The 17,193-nt window shown below is 36.3% G+C and carries 19 protein-coding genes and 1 tRNA gene; 4 read left to right on the top strand and 16 right to left on the bottom strand.

Annotated elements, in window-relative coordinates:
* Window positions 1-83: 83 nt before the first annotated feature.
* From IGK21_RS04070 to map, 11 genes are all read right to left on the bottom strand, one after another.
* Complete coding sequence (locus IGK21_RS04070) at window positions 84-2,135, bottom strand: DUF7657 domain-containing protein (RefSeq protein WP_181914858.1); 2,052 nt, start codon at window positions 2,133-2,135, stop codon at window positions 84-86.
* A 51-nt stretch (window positions 2,136-2,186) separates the two neighbouring features.
* A complete protein-coding gene (rfbD, locus tag IGK21_RS04065) occupies window positions 2,187-3,035 on the bottom strand; it encodes a dTDP-4-dehydrorhamnose reductase (RefSeq protein ID WP_081128596.1) in 849 nt (282 codons plus the stop codon).
* Window positions 3,036-3,216: 181 nt separating this feature from the next.
* Window positions 3,217-4,245 carry a dTDP-glucose 4,6-dehydratase gene (gene rfbB, locus IGK21_RS04060; RefSeq protein ID WP_010719743.1) on the bottom strand — a complete coding sequence of 343 codons (1,029 nt, stop codon included), beginning with the start codon at window positions 4,243-4,245 and terminating at the stop codon, window positions 3,217-3,219.
* Between the two features lie 21 nt (window positions 4,246-4,266).
* Window positions 4,267-4,839, bottom strand: coding sequence for a dTDP-4-dehydrorhamnose 3,5-epimerase (gene rfbC, locus IGK21_RS04055; RefSeq protein WP_010719744.1), 573 nt, complete (start codon window positions 4,837-4,839; stop codon window positions 4,267-4,269).
* Window positions 4,840-4,853: 14 nt separating this feature from the next.
* Window positions 4,854-5,720 (bottom strand): glucose-1-phosphate thymidylyltransferase RfbA, encoded by an 867-nt coding sequence (gene rfbA, locus IGK21_RS04050; protein WP_053766099.1) that lies wholly within the window; start codon window positions 5,718-5,720, stop codon window positions 4,854-4,856.
* Window positions 5,721-5,808: 88 nt separating this feature from the next.
* A complete protein-coding gene (locus IGK21_RS04045; protein WP_181918544.1) occupies window positions 5,809-6,525 on the bottom strand; it encodes a glycosyltransferase family 2 protein in 717 nt (238 codons plus the stop codon).
* 13 nt (window positions 6,526-6,538) lie between these two features.
* Entirely contained in the window at window positions 6,539-7,363 is an 825-nt protein-coding gene (locus tag IGK21_RS04040; RefSeq protein ID WP_081128592.1) for a glycosyltransferase, read from the bottom strand.
* Window positions 7,360-8,160 (bottom strand): glycosyltransferase family 2 protein, encoded by an 801-nt coding sequence (locus IGK21_RS04035; protein ID WP_096709301.1) that lies wholly within the window; start codon window positions 8,158-8,160, stop codon window positions 7,360-7,362. The genes IGK21_RS04040 and IGK21_RS04035 overlap by 4 nt, the downstream gene beginning before the upstream one ends.
* Entirely contained in the window at window positions 8,160-9,290 is a 1,131-nt protein-coding gene (locus tag IGK21_RS04030; RefSeq protein ID WP_010719749.1) for a glycosyltransferase family 4 protein, read from the bottom strand. Before IGK21_RS04030 ends, IGK21_RS04035 begins: the two co-directional genes overlap by 1 nt.
* Window positions 9,291-9,358: 68 nt before the next feature.
* Complete coding sequence (locus tag IGK21_RS04025) at window positions 9,359-10,282, bottom strand: YihY/virulence factor BrkB family protein (RefSeq protein ID WP_010719750.1); 924 nt, start codon at window positions 10,280-10,282, stop codon at window positions 9,359-9,361.
* A gap of 26 nt (window positions 10,283-10,308) precedes the next feature.
* Complete coding sequence (gene map, locus IGK21_RS04020; RefSeq protein WP_010719751.1) at window positions 10,309-11,073, bottom strand: type I methionyl aminopeptidase; 765 nt, start codon at window positions 11,071-11,073, stop codon at window positions 10,309-10,311.
* Between the two features lie 158 nt (window positions 11,074-11,231).
* Here map and IGK21_RS04015 point away from each other — a divergent pair, with 158 nt between their 5' ends.
* On the top strand, window positions 11,232-11,672 hold the full coding sequence (locus IGK21_RS04015; RefSeq protein ID WP_010719752.1) for a flavodoxin: 441 nt from the start codon (window positions 11,232-11,234) through the stop codon (window positions 11,670-11,672).
* Window positions 11,673-11,861: 189 nt separating this feature from the next.
* Here IGK21_RS04015 and IGK21_RS04010 read toward each other — a convergent pair whose 3' ends face one another.
* On the bottom strand, window positions 11,862-12,431 hold the full coding sequence (locus tag IGK21_RS04010; protein WP_010738183.1) for a TetR/AcrR family transcriptional regulator: 570 nt from the start codon (window positions 12,429-12,431) through the stop codon (window positions 11,862-11,864).
* 258 nt (window positions 12,432-12,689) lie between these two features.
* On the opposite strand from IGK21_RS04010, the gene IGK21_RS04005 reads away from it, so the two are divergent.
* Together IGK21_RS04005 and IGK21_RS04000 are read left to right on the top strand one after the other, a co-directional pair.
* On the top strand, window positions 12,690-13,922 hold the full coding sequence (locus tag IGK21_RS04005) for an aminopeptidase (protein WP_081128590.1): 1,233 nt from the start codon (window positions 12,690-12,692) through the stop codon (window positions 13,920-13,922).
* Between the two features lie 317 nt (window positions 13,923-14,239).
* On the top strand, window positions 14,240-14,635 hold the full coding sequence (locus IGK21_RS04000) for a hypothetical protein (RefSeq protein WP_081128588.1): 396 nt from the start codon (window positions 14,240-14,242) through the stop codon (window positions 14,633-14,635).
* Window positions 14,636-14,696: 61 nt separating this feature from the next.
* Here IGK21_RS04000 and IGK21_RS03995 read toward each other — a convergent pair.
* Window positions 14,697-14,770, bottom strand: a tRNA-Arg gene (locus IGK21_RS03995).
* A 152-nt stretch (window positions 14,771-14,922) separates the two neighbouring features.
* Between IGK21_RS03995 and IGK21_RS03990 the strand changes: the two genes are divergently transcribed.
* Window positions 14,923-15,087, top strand: a complete 165-nt coding sequence (locus IGK21_RS03990) for a hypothetical protein (RefSeq protein ID WP_010719756.1) — start codon at window positions 14,923-14,925, stop codon at window positions 15,085-15,087.
* A gap of 158 nt (window positions 15,088-15,245) precedes the next feature.
* Here IGK21_RS03990 and IGK21_RS03985 read toward each other — a convergent pair whose 3' ends face one another.
* The 3 genes from IGK21_RS03985 to IGK21_RS03975 form a co-directional block, all read right to left on the bottom strand.
* Window positions 15,246-16,427, bottom strand: a complete 1,182-nt coding sequence (locus IGK21_RS03985) for a GNAT family N-acetyltransferase (RefSeq protein WP_010719757.1) — start codon at window positions 16,425-16,427, stop codon at window positions 15,246-15,248.
* A gap of 145 nt (window positions 16,428-16,572) precedes the next feature.
* Entirely contained in the window at window positions 16,573-16,986 is a 414-nt protein-coding gene (locus IGK21_RS03980; protein ID WP_010719758.1) for a DUF3284 domain-containing protein, read from the bottom strand.
* On the bottom strand, window positions 16,986-17,168 hold the full coding sequence (locus tag IGK21_RS03975; RefSeq protein WP_010719759.1) for a DUF3188 domain-containing protein: 183 nt from the start codon (window positions 17,166-17,168) through the stop codon (window positions 16,986-16,988). Before IGK21_RS03975 ends, IGK21_RS03980 begins: the two co-directional genes overlap by 1 nt.
* Window positions 17,169-17,193 lie beyond the last annotated feature (25 nt).

Raw genomic sequence — 17,193 nt, 5'->3', positions numbered from 1 at the left:
CTGAGCAATTTCAGAAGAAGCAGTAAAGAAATTTACTTCCTTACACTCCCATATCAATTACTCAATACCTAATAATTACTTTCTCAACCGCCTGTATACGACCATTCATCTACTTGGTTATCCGTATTATTCACAGCATTATTGGCTGTAGATGGATCGTTTTCAGGATAGGTTACTTCAAAAATCATATAACCATCTTTATCAGGACCGTATAGTTGAGTGAATTGTGCTTGGTACAATTGATTATAATCAGTTAACGGGCGTTTGCTGACCACGTATTTGATTCCAAGCTTTTCAGCATCTTTAAAGTTGAGGGTCACAGAAAACATATCTGGACGATCTAAAACAAATGAAGTTTTTTCTTTAGCAATAAAGGCACGTGTGTGGGCATATCGATTATAATATTTTTCATATTTTTTATCTGGATCAATTTTAGCCCATGCCTTCATGTCTGGATAAAAGCGTACCGAATTAAAAGCTTTTACGCCTAATGTTGGTGTAAAGTTATACAGCTCATCTTCTGTTAACCATACTTGTTGTGGATCTGCCTGATCAATTGCTTTTATCTCTTTTGCCAGAGTCTTTTCAAAGATCGCACCAGTTCCTTCTACAACTGGGTTCACAAAGAAACCTGAAGCTACAATCAAAGCGATAAACGAAAGATAGAACAATCGACAACGTCGGAACAGAATAAATGCCAGGATTAACGTACCAACAATCACAATCATGGTGATCTCTAATTCGGTAAAGTATTTTGTCATTTTGGAATTGACCAAAGCATACGTAAAGATTCCCGCGTTCGCCAACAATAGGAAAAATTTATACCATGTTGGGATCACATCTTCTTGCCAAATATAGGCAATAAACCATATGGTTAAGAGGCAAGCTGCAAAACTAAAGGTTAAGATTGCTCTAAAAGGTGGCACGTAAGATAATAAAGTGAGTTCAGCGAGCCATTTTGGTAATCCTAAAGTAATCCAATAAATTGAAAACAGACAAAAGAGCATTAAAATCCGTCCAAACAGTTTTTGTTCACTATTTTTTTTACCAAATAAAACAAATGGGCTTGCTAAAAAGACGGTCGGGAAGAAATGATAAAACAGAGCAACTTCAGAATTATTAGAAAAATTGATATCTTTAAACGAAATTTTCCAGTTTGTCAGAAAATAAAAGAACTCTCCCAAATGCCATTTTCCTCCTGTACTTACTCGTTTTCCTGGATATAAGGTATTTAAAGAAGCCAGTAACGCATCTTTAGAGGTTAACCAAAAGTGGATCAGTACGCCACCTATAAATAATATTGCCCCAATGATCAGTACTGCATCAAACCAATCCCAAGTGATTCGCTTCCCATAATAGAGCAATAACCCAACAAAATAAAAGACAAGTAAATAAGCAAGCATAACTTGATGGGCTGGATAAATCACCAGGATAAAACCTAGACCAAATATGACGATCAAACTCATCATCATTGCTCGTACCCATTTTTTTTGATGTTGGTAAAAATAATGATAAAAAGCAACCATTAGTCCTAATGTGAAGAAAATCAGATCTCCCACGTGTTGCATGAACCACCACTGGACTGCTGGTGAGAAAGTTAAGGCAAAGGCGCCTACGAGTGATAAAGCTTTTTTTCTTTTTGTCAAAATCATTAAAACTTCATACCCCAATAAAACCATGACCACTAATTTCATTGCCCAATAAAACGAAAGCCCACGATCTCTTCCCAAGAAAAAGAATCCCCAATTGAATGGTTTACCAATAACTGTGATATCTTTAACAGGAGAATTATAAGCAATGATCATATTTTGTCCATTTAAGGAATAATCGGGATTTACTAAAGGATAGTCATTTTCAGCTTGTGAAAGATAAAAAGGTGTTTGCACGAGCCATTCATCTGAACGAACTTCCCTATTTTGCCCGAAGATGACATCAGTTTTCTTTCCATCATCTCGTTGCGATACATATTTATCCCATACACCCAATGAACTACCATTCAAATTAAACGTTACAATAACTACAATGACTAGCAATCCGATGAGGTAACGAAGTTTTAGAAAGACATCAAGAACAGAATGATCTGTGCGCTCAGGCTTAACGGCTGTTCGTTGCGCGCGTCTTGTTTGTTTTTCCATGCGATTCTCCAATTTCTAGTTTGTTCTTTTTTTTACGGAAAAACAAGTTTGCTATCTCAAACTTTCAGCTGCTTCCAACATTTTTGCTAATGCTTCTTGCCATGTCGGAATGACAAAGCCTAGATCTTCTGCTTTCTTTAGACTCATCACAGAATATTGTGGGCGAACTGCTTTTTGTGGATACTCTGCTGAAGTGACTGGTGCTACTTCGACATCCGTATCTTTTAAGATTTCTTTGGCAAATTCATACCATGAACAGCTATTATCATTGGATAACTGATATACGCCATAAGGTGCTTGTTTTTCAATCACATATACCATAAATTCAGCAAGTGTTCGAGTCCAAGTTGGGCGACCATATTGATCATTAACAATAGTTAAACGATCATGCGTTTCGGCTAAACGTTGCATTGTAAAGACAAAATTATGTCCATAAACACCAAATACCCATGAAGTACGGATAATATAATAGTCTTCTAAAATTTCTTGAACTGCTTGTTCCCCTAGTAATTTTGTGCGACCATACTCATTCAATGGGTTAGTTGGATCGTCTTCGCGGTATTCTTGGTCTTTCTTTTTGCCATCAAAGACATAATCCGTACTGATATATACTAATTTAGCATTCACTGCTTTTGCAGCCAATGCCACATTTTTAGTTCCATCAACGTTAATCTTCTCATCTAATTCTTTGCCTTCTTCTTCTGCTTTATCAACGGCTGTATACGCTGCACAATGAAAAATAATTTCTGGCTTTAAGTTTGTAATATACTCCATTGTTTTTTCTGCATCAGTAATATCCAGCTCAGCAGCATCAGTTGACACATAAGCCATTCCTTTTTCATCTAATAAATGGCGTAATTCCGTTCCAAGTTGACCATTTCCTCCGGTTAATAAGAACATTCTGATCTCTCCTCTTTTTTGTTTTAAAAAGGGGTCTGCAACATCTGTCACAGCTCCCCTTACAATTGCCAATAAACAATTCCTATTTTTATACTAATTTTTTTCTGCACGTTTTACAACTTCATGCGTGTCTTTTTTACCCGAATTTTTTGAGAGTTCATTAAATCCGGCTTATCATCATTTATTGACCATTTTTGGCATAGGCTGCTTCCACAGCTTCTTTTTCTTTCTTCCACCAATCTTGGTGTTCTTCATACCATTTGATTGTATCAGCTAAACCATCACGGAAGTTGGTAAATTCAGGTTGCCAACCTAGCTCCTCACGTAACCTTGTCGAATCAATTGCATAACGTAAATCATGTCCTGCACGATCGTTGACATGGTCGTAAGCATCTTTGGGTTGTCCCATAAGTTCCAAAATCAATTCCATGACTGTTTTGTTATCTTCTTCCCCATCGGCACCGATCAAATAAGTTTCACCGATTTTTCCTTTAGTCAAAATCAACCAAACCGCAGATGAATGGTCATTCGTATGGATCCAATCACGAACGTTTTTTCCTTCACCATATAGTTTTGGACGTATACCACTTAAGATATTAGTAACTTGACGAGGAATAAATTTTTCAATATGTTGATATGGTCCATAGTTGTTTGAACAATTTGAGATCGTTGCTTGCAACCCAAATGAACGAACCCAAGCTTTCACTAATAGATCAGAGCCCGCTTTAGTTGAAGAATATGGACTTGATGGATTATAAGGTGTTTCAGCTGTAAATTTTTCCCCTTCGCCTTCTCCATGACCTGGTAAATCTTCACGTAAAGGTAAATCCCCATACACTTCATCGGTGGATACATGATGGTAACGAACATTGTATTTACGACAAGCTTCTAACAGGGTGTACGTACCAATAATATTGGTTTGGACAAAAGGAAATGGATCTTTTAGCGAATTATCGTTATGCGATTCTGCTGCATAGTGGACTACGGCGTCTGCTTCTTTGACTAAACGATCCACTAATTCTGCATCCGCAACATCACCAACGACCAATTCTACACGGTCACTAGGTAGCCCTGCTAAGTTCTCTTTATTCCCAGCATAAGTCAATTTATCTAACACCGTAACATGAACCTCTGGATGATGATTGACCACATAGTGGACGAAATTTGAGCCGATAAATCCGGCACCACCAGTAACAATGATATTTTTCATATAAAAATTCTCCTTGCAATCCTAAATTTCACCATAAACAAATGGATTTTCTGCTTCAAACTCTTTTAAAGTTGGATGATGCTGATCCTTTTCAGACATAATCGCTTTGGAAAGATCGATAGGCCAATCAATCGCTAAGTCTGGATCATCAAAGGCAATCCCACCATCAGCTTGTGCATTGTAGTAATTATCACATTTGTAAAGAAAATTGACATTTGGTGTCAATGTCACAAATCCATGAGCATAACCTTTAGGCACCAAAAGTTGTCGATGGTTGTGTTCAGATAAGATAAAGCCTTCCCATTTACCATAGGTTGGACTTCCTTTACGAATATCGACAATCACATCTAAAACAGCACCAGAAGTTACCCGAATCAATTTCGTTTGTGCTGCTTCTCCTTTTTGGAAATGCAGTCCGCGGATAACACCAGCTTCTGCCGATAATGAATGATTATCTTGAACAAAATCAAAATCTAAACCATGTTCAACAAATTTTGCTTTGGAATAACTTTCGGTAAAAAAGCCACGATGATCACCAAAAACATCCATTTCAATGATCTTCACATCTGTTAAATTAGTATCAGTTACTTTCATTACTTCAGACTCCCTTAATTGTTGGCCAACTGTAAAAGATATTGACCATATTGATTTTTTTTCAACGGTTGAGCTAATGCAAGTAATTGCTCTTTAGTGATATATCCCATTCGGTAGGCGATTTCTTCTAAACAAGCTACCTTGAGATTTTGACGTTTTTCAATCGTTTCAATAAATGTGGATGCCTCTAGAAGAGATTCATGCGTGCCAGTGTCTAACCAAGCAAAACCTCTACCCATCAATTCAACAGATAGTTTTCCTTTTTCTAGATAGACTTTGTTTACATCAGTGATCTCTAATTCACCACGTTCAGAAGGTTTGATGTTTTTCGCAATCGAAATAACATCATTATCATAAAAATATAACCCTGTTACTGCATAATTTGATTTTGGTAGCGCAGGTTTTTCTTCGATTGACAGAGCCCGCATCTTTTCATCAAATTCTACAACACCAAAACGTTCTGGATCATTAACGTGGTAACCAAACACTGTTGCTCCAGTATCTTTAGAAGCAGCGCGTTGAAGCATTTTAGATAAGCCACCACCGTAATAGATGTTATCTCCTAAAACTAAGCACACACTATCATCACCGATAAATTCTTCACCGATAATAAAAGCCTGTGCTAGCCCATCTGGACTTTCTTGCACTGCATACTCAATTTGTAATCCTAACTCTGCCCCATTACCAAACAGTTCTTTAAATCTTGGTGTATCTTGAGGAGTAGAGATAATCAGGATTTCTTTGATACCCGCTAGCATTAGTGTAGACATTGGATAGTAGATCATTGGTTTATCGTAGACTGGCATCAACTGTTTTGAAGTTGCCTTAGTTAGAGGGTATAAGCGTGTACCACTTCCCCCAGCAAGAATGATTCCCTTCATGAGTATAAATTCTCCTTTTCAATTTAAAATTCACCTTGTTATTATCTCATCAAACTTGTTATTTGTCATGGAATTATTAACGATTTAACTATCTTTTATTAATTCCAAACCATTTTCTCTTCACAAGCGCCTTGATCAGATACAACCGCCAGGTAATTTTTTGGGTTAGTTTAGTGTTTGTTTTGATTTCACTCACATTAAAATCATGTCTACGATAAAGTGTCAATGTTTCTCTAATAAACCCAACACGAGTTCCACCTAACATTCCAATCCACATATCATGCATTGGTACTTCAGAAGGAATCGGTACTATTTTTTTCTTTAATGAAGATCGAAAAGCCATGCCGGCACCGATATAATTACTCCGAATCAAATTATTGAGCCAGCCTGTTCGGGAATGCCGATAGGAAAAATACGACGCGTGTATCTCATTGAGTTGACCATCCACAATCACTAGATCACTCACTACTACTAATTGTTGCGGATTTTCTTCAAAATATGCGGTGATCTTAGCCACCTTATTAGGTAGCCATACATCATCTTGGTCTGCTAAAAAAATGATGTCGCCTTTAGATTGTTGAATGGCATGGTTGAAGTTGGCAATGACACCTTTCCTTGGTCCTTCAACAAATTTGATTCGATTGTCTAGTTGCGTGTATTCCTTTATAATTTGACAAGTTTCATCTGTCGATCCATCATCTGAAATAATCAATTCATCCTCAAGTGTCAGTTGGTTTAAAATACTATCCAATTGTTCTCTTAAATATCTGCCACCATTAAAGGTAGCCATACAAACTGATCGCACAAATTCACACCCTTCAGTTTTCAGTAAATGATTGTAATGTCAAACGCCATATTTTACGATTTCTGACTGTTAAAAATTGTTTTACTGTACGTAACAATAATTGTTTTCGATGACGCGGTAACATTTCTTTATCATAATTTTGATAAAAAGTTTTTTCAGCTTTCAGTATCGACTGATACCTTGTAACAGAAACTTTCTGATAATCAAGAACTGAAAGATCATGTTCCATTTTTTCAGGTAAGATAAAAACCGTCTTTTTGAACTGATAGATCGTCCAAAAAAGCCAATGATCCAAGAAATCAAGGGGAAAATCTAAATTAAAACCGCCAATTTCCTTTAAAAATTTGATAGAAAAAACAGCACCCGAATTAATCGCCATGATTCGTCTTTGACTGAGCTGTGATCGCTCAACCTTTTCAACTTGACGATTGATATAGCGATCCGCAAAAACAGGCGATATTTGGTTGCTTCCAGCATAAACCAACGGAACTGCTGCAACCAATTCATCTGTCCAATCAATCGTTAATAGCGTATCAAAATACGTTGCAGTCAATTGACTATCATGATCGAGTGTAACGAAATAGCGAATATTCTGCTGCGCATGATTCAACGCATAATTATAAGCCGTAGCTAGACCAGGATTTGATGGATCATGATAGTAGCTTATATCTTTGTCTTGTTCTAATAATGGCTCCAATTGCTTAACGGGACTATTATCATAAACAACCAGTTGAATCTTCTTCTCTTTGACAGCTTTCATGAGCAGATCAAAAGAAGGCGATTGACTAAAACGCTGCTGGTATAATACGATAACGACTACTATTTTGGGTATGGTCAAAAGAAAGTCCACCCCCACTTATTGAAAAATTTCACCATTGACTGTAAAAAGATACGAAAAAGTTTAAAATTGCGATGAGCGCCTTTTCCATATAAATGAACAATCGTATATAACGGCGTATAAAGGAGTTTTTCTCCTGCTTTTTCAAAAGTTAAGCAAAGATCATTATCTTCAAAATACATAAAATAGCGATTATCAAACCCGTTGACTTTTTTAAATTTATTGACATCAACGACCATAAAACTACCAGAGATCATACGCACGTAGCTATTGGTTGTTTCTGACAAATCATGGCATTCGAATTTTGCTAAACGTTGAGCAAACAACTGCTTGACAAAACGAGCCGGAATAAACCGCAATACATAATCGAATACATCTAATTTTTGGCGAATCAAATGTTGTGTCGTACCATCTTCATTCAATATTTTAGGTGCTAACATGGCACATTCTGGATGTTCCTGCAAAAGTTTGACCAAATCAACGACTGTCTGCTGATCCACCAGAATATCTGGGTTAAAGATCACAGCATAAGAAAAGTCACTCGTTAATAAATTATGGTTATGTCCATAACCAAATCCTTTATTTTCCTGATTAAAATAGATTTTGACAAACGGATACTTTAGATATTCTTTCAATTGTTCTTGGTAGTCAATCGACGAAGCATTATCGAAAATCAAGATCTCAACCATGGCTTGGTCATTTATGCTGGCTAGAAGCGTATCTAACGTTTGAAAAATCTTTTGACTATTAGCCGTTACGATGCTAATTAAAATCGGTTGTTTTTGATTTATTTTCATTAGTGTCTAGTCCATTTCCTTTTATATTTCTGTATGACTTGTGTTCGATATTCTTTATTGCCTAAAAAACGTAAAGTTTTAAGAATGTACTGATGCTTCTCGTTGATCAATCCAATCAACTCAAACAATAAAATAGCCGCAAATAGCATCGAAACGATCAAAACAATCGAACCGAGACGCCCAGTATAGTTCATGATCATGGCAGTAAATGAAAACATCAATGCCATAGCATAAATGGTCAAAACTGCTCCTTTATGCGTAAAACCTAGACTCAATAATCGATGATGTAGGTGTTTTTTATCTGCTGTAGAAAAAGAGACACGGTTCGCTTTTCTGCGAATAATCGCAAAAAATGTATCTGTTACTGGAACGCCCATCACAATCAATAATGAGATAGAAGAAACAAATGTTACATTCTTCAGACCTTGTAGAGAAAGAACAGCCATCATAAATCCTAAGAACAACGCCCCAGTGTCTCCTAAGTAAATTTTGGCAGGATAAAAATTATAAGGAAAAAAGCCAATAATGCTTGCCACTAAACAGAATATGACGATTGGTATGTATACTGTAGAAGCATGTAGGAAAAAATATCCGATAATACCAATTGTAATCAACCCGATCAACGAGATTCCGGTTGCCAAGCCGTCTAATCCATCAATCAAATTAATTGCATTAGTGATACCGAAAATCCAAAAAATGGTCACAGGAAAACTCAGCCAACCCAATTCGATATAACCAAAAAAGGGCAATGTTACTGAATCAATGTGAATATCTGCCACAAAATAGACGATCAACGCTGCTAATAAGATCCCGACGGACTTTTGTTTAGGCGTCAACTCGTATTTATCATCCAGTACTCCCGTTAGAATGATCACTAAGGAAGCTAGTAAAATAGGAATGATATAAAATTTGGGAATGATGTCACGAAAAAACAATAAGGTGGATACGACAAATGAAATAAAAATGGGTAGTCCCCCAGCTGAAGGCATAGGTATTTCATTAATACGTCGCGCATTCGGTTTATCCACCATTCCGGTTTGGACAGAAATAATTTTAAATATGGGCGTTAGTACTAAAGATAACAAGATTGTTAAAAAAAATTTGACAACCATACTAAATGAAACAAGCATATTGGCACCTACTTTAATTAAGAGTCTAGAATTATTATAAAACACTCAAGCAATAAAAACTCGCAGTTCTATTTTTTTTTATGAGAAAATTTATTTTTGAAACGAATCCACCATTTATTTGTAGAAACTCGTCTTTTCTTGATTTCGTTACCTGTTATGTATTCTTGCACAACAGCATTGATGATTCCGCCAAATATAATGATTGTAGCAGCAAAATTGAGCCATAGCATCAAGACGATGAAACTCCCGATGATTTGGTATCCACTGACTCTTGTTGCAAAGTATTTTGCGTAGATTCCAAACACCTGAGATAGCAACATCCAACCGACAGTAGCAAAAATCGTTCCCGGAATTACTGCTTTTAGTTTTAATTGCGCATTCGGTACTATCACATAAATCAAAAACATAATGATAAATAAGACAACTAAGGTAATCGGCCATTTCAAAGTTTGGAACTGGATGATCACATTGCCAGAAAAATTAAAAATCGGTTGGAGCGCTTCAAGTATCATTTGACCCAGTCCTAAAAAAATCGTTACGCCACTAATCGCAATCATGAAAAGCAAAATCACTACTAATGAAAAGAAACGGACGATCAAAAAATTCTTTCTATTTTCTACACCATAAGCCTTATTCATGGCAATTTGTAAAGCGTTGATACTTTGACTGGCAGACCACAAAGCAGCTAAAGCAGATAACGACAACAAGCCACCGGAACTTTGCGTTAACAAATTTCGAATTGCAGGACCGATAAACTGATAGACCGTCTCAGGGATGATTTGCCGCACATAAGTCAATACTGTCTCTTGATCGATCTTTAGAAATGGCAAAATATTACCAAACGCAATAATTAGGGGAAATAAAGACAATAATAAATAATACGCCACAACAACTGACGTGGTACCCATTTCTGAATCAGTGATCCGTTTTTTTGTTGTTGCAATAAAACGCATTAAATTCTCATTTTGCTTTATTTTCCCTAATAATTTCATCAAATTCTCCTTATTGATCTAGCTTCTCAATACGTACCTTCTTCACCTTGAGAAGTTAAGATTCTTGGTCCATCTTTCGTAATTGCCAGTGTATGTTCATATTGGCAAGACAAGCCACCATCTCTTGTATAAGCAGTCCAGCCATTTGGATCCATTTTCATTTTCCAAGTTCCAGTATTAACCATTGGCTCAATGGTAATAACCATCCCTTCTTTTAACCGTAGACCTTTTCCTGCTTCACCATAATGAGGGACAGCAGGTTCTTCATGGATCGTTGGACCCACACCATGACCAATAAAGTCCCGGACAACCGCTAAGTTTTCACTTTCAACATAAGTTTGGATAGCATGACCAATGTCGCCAATTCGGTTCCCAACTTGCGCTTGTTCGATTCCCAGATACAAAGCTTTTTTTGTCACTTCCATCAAGCGGTCAATTTCCGGTGTTGACTCTCCCACTACATAAGCCCAACAAGAATCAGATATGCCGCCTTTTAAATCGATACACATATCCACTTTCACTAAATCGCCATTTTTCAGCGGTTTTTTACGTGGAAATCCATGACAAATTTCGTCATTGATGCTAATACAAGTCGCATACTCATAGCCTTCAAATCCAATTTGAGCCGCAATCCCACCATGGCTTTCAATATAGTTACGAACAAAAACTTCAATATCCCAACTCGTCACGCCTGGTTTGATAAAATCTCGCAGATTTTTATGTACATCCGCTAACAACGCGCCAGACTCAGCCATTGTTTCAATTTCTCGTGCTGATTTCAATGTAATCATATTTTCGTCTCCTTTTTACAAATCTTCCTCATTTTACCATAGTGTCCGGTCGTTCGCCAAATCAGATTCTCTTCACATGACTTGTTTTCTTTTAGTAAAGGTTTTGGTATAATCTGTAAATGTTAGAGGATCATATATCAATAAGTAGGAGGCAACCCATGGCTTTAGCAAAAATCGTTTACGCAAGTATGACTGGCAATACAGAAGAAATTGCTGATATCGTAGCAGAAGCTTTTGAAAATTTAGATATTGATGTTGAAATCAATGAATGTACTCAAGTGGATGCAGATGAATTTGAGGATGCAGATATTTGTGTCGTCGCAACTTATACATACGATGATGGTGACTTACCAGATGAGATCGTAGACTTATATGAAGATTTACAAGAACTTGACTTGTCTGGAAAAATCTATGGCGTTTGTGGTTCTGGAGACACTTTTTATGATGAATTTTGTAAGTCCGTAGATGACTTCGATGCTGCCTTTGCGAAAACAGGAGCAGTCAAAGGAACAGAAAATGTTAAAGTTGATTTAAACGCTGAAGAAGAAGACATCGAAAAACTCGAAGCATTTGCTAAGGCGCTTGTTTCAAAATTATAGGCCAAAGCAGTCAGCTCACAGCTGAGAACTTTTGGCAAAACTTCAATTATTTGATAAAAAAAACGTGTGATGCTGGAGAGAGTTAGCGTCACACGTTCTTTTTATCATGTTTTTAGAAGCTTTTTTAATTTCAAAAAATCAATGTGTATGTTTGAGAAAGACTTTCGAGAAATACTTCAAGTAGTTTGTTTAATTCACTTGGATCGTTTCTTTCGTATTTAGCGTCGCATTGATGCTATCTTGGATCATTTTTTCAATTTGTTCCTTGGTCGGATGAATGATACTTGAAGACATCAGTGCCGCTAATCCTGTAGCGATGATCCAAATTGTGTTATGCAAAGACTCAATTTGTTCCGCAGATAGATCAGCATACTCTGGATCTTTCTTGACCGTCTCGACAAAATAATTATAAGAGAAGTTTTGCATCTCCCTTCCCCCACCATATTCTTCTAAGTACAGAGAACTGTATAATTTTTTCTCTCGATTGGCAAAATCAATATAGTTTACAGCTAAATCGATAATGGTATTTCCTGTATGTACAACTGGGAACACTTCATGCTTCAAGTACTCGTAAATCTGAGCAAATAAGGCTTGCTTCAGATCATCCATGTTTTTGAACTCAAGATAAATCGGTTGAGTCGAACAATTCATTTTATTTGCAATATTCCTTGCCGTAAATTTTGAAAATCCTTCTGTGGTAGCCACTTCAAAAGCGGCTGCCAAAATCTGATCTTTTGTGATCGTCTTTTTTCTTGCCATAATTTTTTAATCTCCTTGAAATTATTTATAACGCTTCCACCATTGATTAATTTAATTGTAACATGATTATTTTGTTATGCACAACTTGTTTTTTTATTTTTAAAAAATTACTTTAAAAACAATCAATTTTATAAATTCTAGACATCATTTAGAAGAACATCCATTTTTTTATTTTACGATTCTGGCAGATTGTCTCTAAAAGAATTAAATGTTATCATACAAATAGCTATTGGATGAAACATTAGGAGGAAATGGATTATGTTAGAAAATTTTAATGAGAACCTCGAAAAATATGCACGATTAATTGTTGAAACCGGCGTAAACGTCGAAAAAGACCATACAGTTGTTTTACAAATCAACGTCGATCAAGCCCCATTAGCTCGCTTGATCACCAAAGAAGCCTATCGTTTAGGTGCAGCTGAAGTGATCGTACAATGGACGGACGACGTGATCCAAAAAGAATTTCTTTCTTACGCTGCACAAGACCGCCTTGAAACTGTTCCACAATATAAAATTGATCAGACTGATGATTGGATCGCTAAAGGCGCTAGCCGAATCAGTGTTGTATCTGCCGATCCAGATGCTTTTGGTGGCGTAGATGGAAAACGAATCGCTACGTATCAAACTGCCGCTGGCAAAGCAATGATGAATCTAAGAAAAGCGACCCAAGCAAATAAAGTAAGCTGGACTGTAGTCGCTGCGGCTGGTAAACAATGGGCAGCTAAAGTTTTCCCAGATTTACCAGAAGAAGAACAACTGGATGCGTTATGGGATCAAATTTTTAAAACAACTCGTATTTACGAAGAAGATCCTGTACAGGCTTGGAAAGAACATGATGAAAAATTAGCGAAAAAAGCTGCTGAATTAAATCAAGAACAGTTTACTGCCCTACACTATACTGCCCCTGGCACAGATATCGTCATTGGCCTACCAAAAAATCATCTTTGGGAAGGCGCAGGAAGTTACAACTCCCGTGGAGAAAAATTCATGGCAAATATGCCTACTGAAGAAGTGTTTACTGCACCTGATTACCGACGGATCGATGGTTATATCTCTAGTACAAAACCATTGAGCTATGCAGGTACGATCATCTCAGGGATGAAGTTTACTTTTGAAGCTGGAAAAGTCATTGATTTTTCTGCTGAACAAGGTCAAGAAGTATTGGAAACCTTGCTCAACACTGATGAAGGCGCACGCTCATTAGGAGAAGTAGCGCTCGTTCCCGATCCTTCGCCAATTTCTCAATCGGGTATTATCTTTTACAATACGTTATTTGACGAAAACGCGTCGAATCACTTAGCTCTAGGATCTGCGTATGCCTTTAGTGTCGAAGGTGGTACTGAAATGACCGATGAAGAACTTGTGCAAGCTGGTCTTAACCGTAGTCAAACCCATGTTGATTTTATGGTTGGTTCTGACCAAATGAATATTGACGGTATCCGTGAAGACGGTTCTACTGTTCCAGTATTTAGAAATGGTGACTGGGCTTAATCTGATAAAACGATACAAAAAAAGAGGAGAAATCTTAAACGACCTCCAAAAGTTAGATTTTTGGTCTAACTTTTTGGGGTACTACAGACTTCTTCTCTTTTTTGTGATGATTATTTCTATTACAGACAACACTTTTCCCTGCTGATCACTGAAAGATGGTCGAATAAGCGATTTTTTGATCCTGTTGTTCAAGTTTTTTATAAAAATTATTTATACTATCTATCACGAAATTCTATTAATACATTTTCTGTTTTTTGATAAGATTGACAAAAACAACATTCATTATTAAAAATTAGAAAAAATGATGGAGAGATAGTATGCCTTTTATTGTTTATTTTTTTGTCTTACTATTAACACTTTATATCCCTCTGCCGACTGTATTATTATTTTTTCATCGTTTAGCTAACCAACATGATATGCTCACGACTATTCACAAATTCATTTTACTATTTTTGGTTTGTTTAGATTATCGGTTCAGTTTCTACTGTATTTATCAATGTAAAATAAAGAAACAATACTACTTGTACCTTATCTTGATTAATATTATCGAATTAGGCATCCATTTTTATTTACTGGTCAAATACCAAACAGTTTGCTTAACTATCATCACTTTGAGCCAGTTATTATTGCTTATTTGTATGTTTACTTTTCCTTTATCAAAAAAATTTAGAAAAGCTGTCTTTCATTCACCAGAAAAATCGAATGTAGCGTAGAAAACTATCTTGGTCCCACACAAACAAAAAAACCTGAACCACAACGGTTACAGGTTTTTAACGTTCCTGACTGGAATTGAACCAGCGACCTATCGCTTAGGAGGCGATTGCTCTATCCTACTGAGCTACAGGAACAAGTTCTCAATAATATTATTTTAGCTTGTTTAAGAAGCACATGCAAGCTTCTCTTAGAAAAATCATTTTTCTTCCTAAGCAAAACGTTTCCACTAGCTTTTGACGAGTGATAAAATAGAATTATCCAACAAGTGATGAGGGAGGTTTTATTTATGAAAGACAAACCAAAAGAAGAAGTATATGCTGAACGCTTTGATGCTTCTAAACAAGAACGAGAACAACTATCAAAAGAAGCCATTAAACAGCATGAAGATGAAAAACCTCAGAAAAAAGAAAGTCGCAAATTCAAGTTTACTAAAAAAGAAGATTTGCTGTAGAGAAATGAGATAAATCAGTGGCAAAAAAGCAATCTGATTTTCAGAATGATATCGAAAAAATTTCAAAATAGCTTTTTATACGATAACGCCCTCCAAGAATTCGTCGAAAACCTTGGAGGGCGTTATATGCGTTGAGCAACAAACATTTTACGTTCATTTTAAAAATAATCATTTAGAATAGGTTGCTGACTTGGAAAGCATGGCGCCATTTCTAATAGAGCTTCAGTTGACAATTGGATGTGATTGTAAAAAACAAGTTCTTCCATCTGACGATACCCCATTAATAATTGAGTCATGCGTTGAATGGTGCCACTGATGGTTGGTAATTTTGTTTCTGTTACTTTTTCAATTTTCACCTCTGCATTTGATACAGTGATCTCAAAGATCCCTTCATTCCACTGTGCGTAAGGATCATCTGTTACTTCTAAAGCAAAAGTGAGCGCTTGTTTTTTGAAAGGATAGTCTTTCAAAAACAACTCAAGATCAACAATTCTGCCCATCATATATGGCGTGATCGTCATTTGTGCAAAAGGATTTTTAAGCAAATAATTTTGATCACTACCTGAATAACCACAAGCATAGTCAAAAGAAGCAAACGCCCCACTATGGGAACTAACAAACCTCACTAATCCTTGAAAGGCTTCATGACTCAAATAGCCCCATTCCACTACTACAAATGTTGGTGCCGTTAACTGGTAAACCACATATCCCGCTGCTTGACCAGATTCATCGTAATACAGCGCATAATGATTATCTGTCTTTTGCTTAAACTTATAAGTATACCACCAGTCTTCTCTACTTAATCCACCACGTTGATTTGCTGGCATTTGTTTATAAATCATTTCTATGACTTCTTTTGCTTGTTCAAAAGTCACTCGTTTCATTTTGCCAGCCGTCTTTTTCACGTTCGGTACATCTCGACTATCCAATTGATAATTGATTTTATCAAACAATTGCTCATAACCGTAGCGACGATAAAATGGGTAAGAAAATGGAGCAAGATAAGAAAGACTTACTTTTCTTTCACGGCAATCTTTTAAGATTTTTTCCATGATTTGATTGATCCCGCCTTGTCCCCTAGCTTCAGGATAAGATGCTACATAACCGATTCCTGCCATTAAATACTGTTGCCCATAAAATTCAACAGAAAAAGGCGTCGCCATTACTTGGCTAGTGAGTTGCTCTTCCTCGTCAAAAAAACCATAATTCCATGAATTTTCAACGATCAGTTTGAATCGTTCACGTCTTGCAGGTGTATCCTGCGCATTAAATGCATAGGTTGCTAGTTCAAACATCGCTTCTTGATAAGCAACACCAAGTTCTTTTACTTCATTTGCCATTTTTGTTACCCCTTCCATCAAAAACAATAAAAAATTGTGTCAAGTTCAGTGATCCAACCATAGTCACTTTATCAAAATAAAAATGTTATTTCAATAAATCACTATTTAGCTGAATCAACTGCTTCTTGCCACAATTAGTTTTTTACTAGTAAGTTTCTTCGATCATTACTAACATTTTTTTGAAGCGACGTTTTTTAAAATACATCAACATCGTTCCTAAAATCATATCATTCAATTTTTGTAGCATCCCATATGATTGCATTTGTTCCGTATAACGTACTTCGCAGGTTTTATCATCTAACGCTTTGATTTGATAATGGACGACATAATCATTTTTTGTGGTAGATGTTCGAAATTTATACGACTGATTTTCAATAACTTCCTCGATCTTGATGCGAGCGCGGCTATTTTGTGAGAATTGTTTGACGTATTCAAGGTTTTTAAGTTGTTTACGAGTAACCGATTTTCCAGTCGCTTTACGTACATCAAAAAGGACAGAGTCCATCACTTTATCATAGAAAAAGGATGCTGGAATATTTAAAGTTTTAACGATTTCCATTAGCTATTTTTCCCCTTTGCTTCTTCTCTTTTTTTCCCTTTTAAAAAGAAATGTATACCTAAACCTGCCAGAAATAGTCCTGTAGCCATACTATACAAATCATAGTTTTGCGAACTAGGATTTAAACAATACAATACGATCAGTGAACCAATACTACATAAAAATAAGCCGTTTTTCATCATTTTGAACCCTTCCTATCTTACAACC

Source organism: Enterococcus sp. DIV1421a (genome assembly GCF_051711025.1).
Lineage (GTDB): Bacteria > Bacillota > Bacilli > Lactobacillales > Enterococcaceae > Enterococcus_B > Enterococcus_B hirae.
Note: the sequence above shows the minus strand (reverse complement) of the source record. Positions and strands in the feature narration are given on the sequence as shown.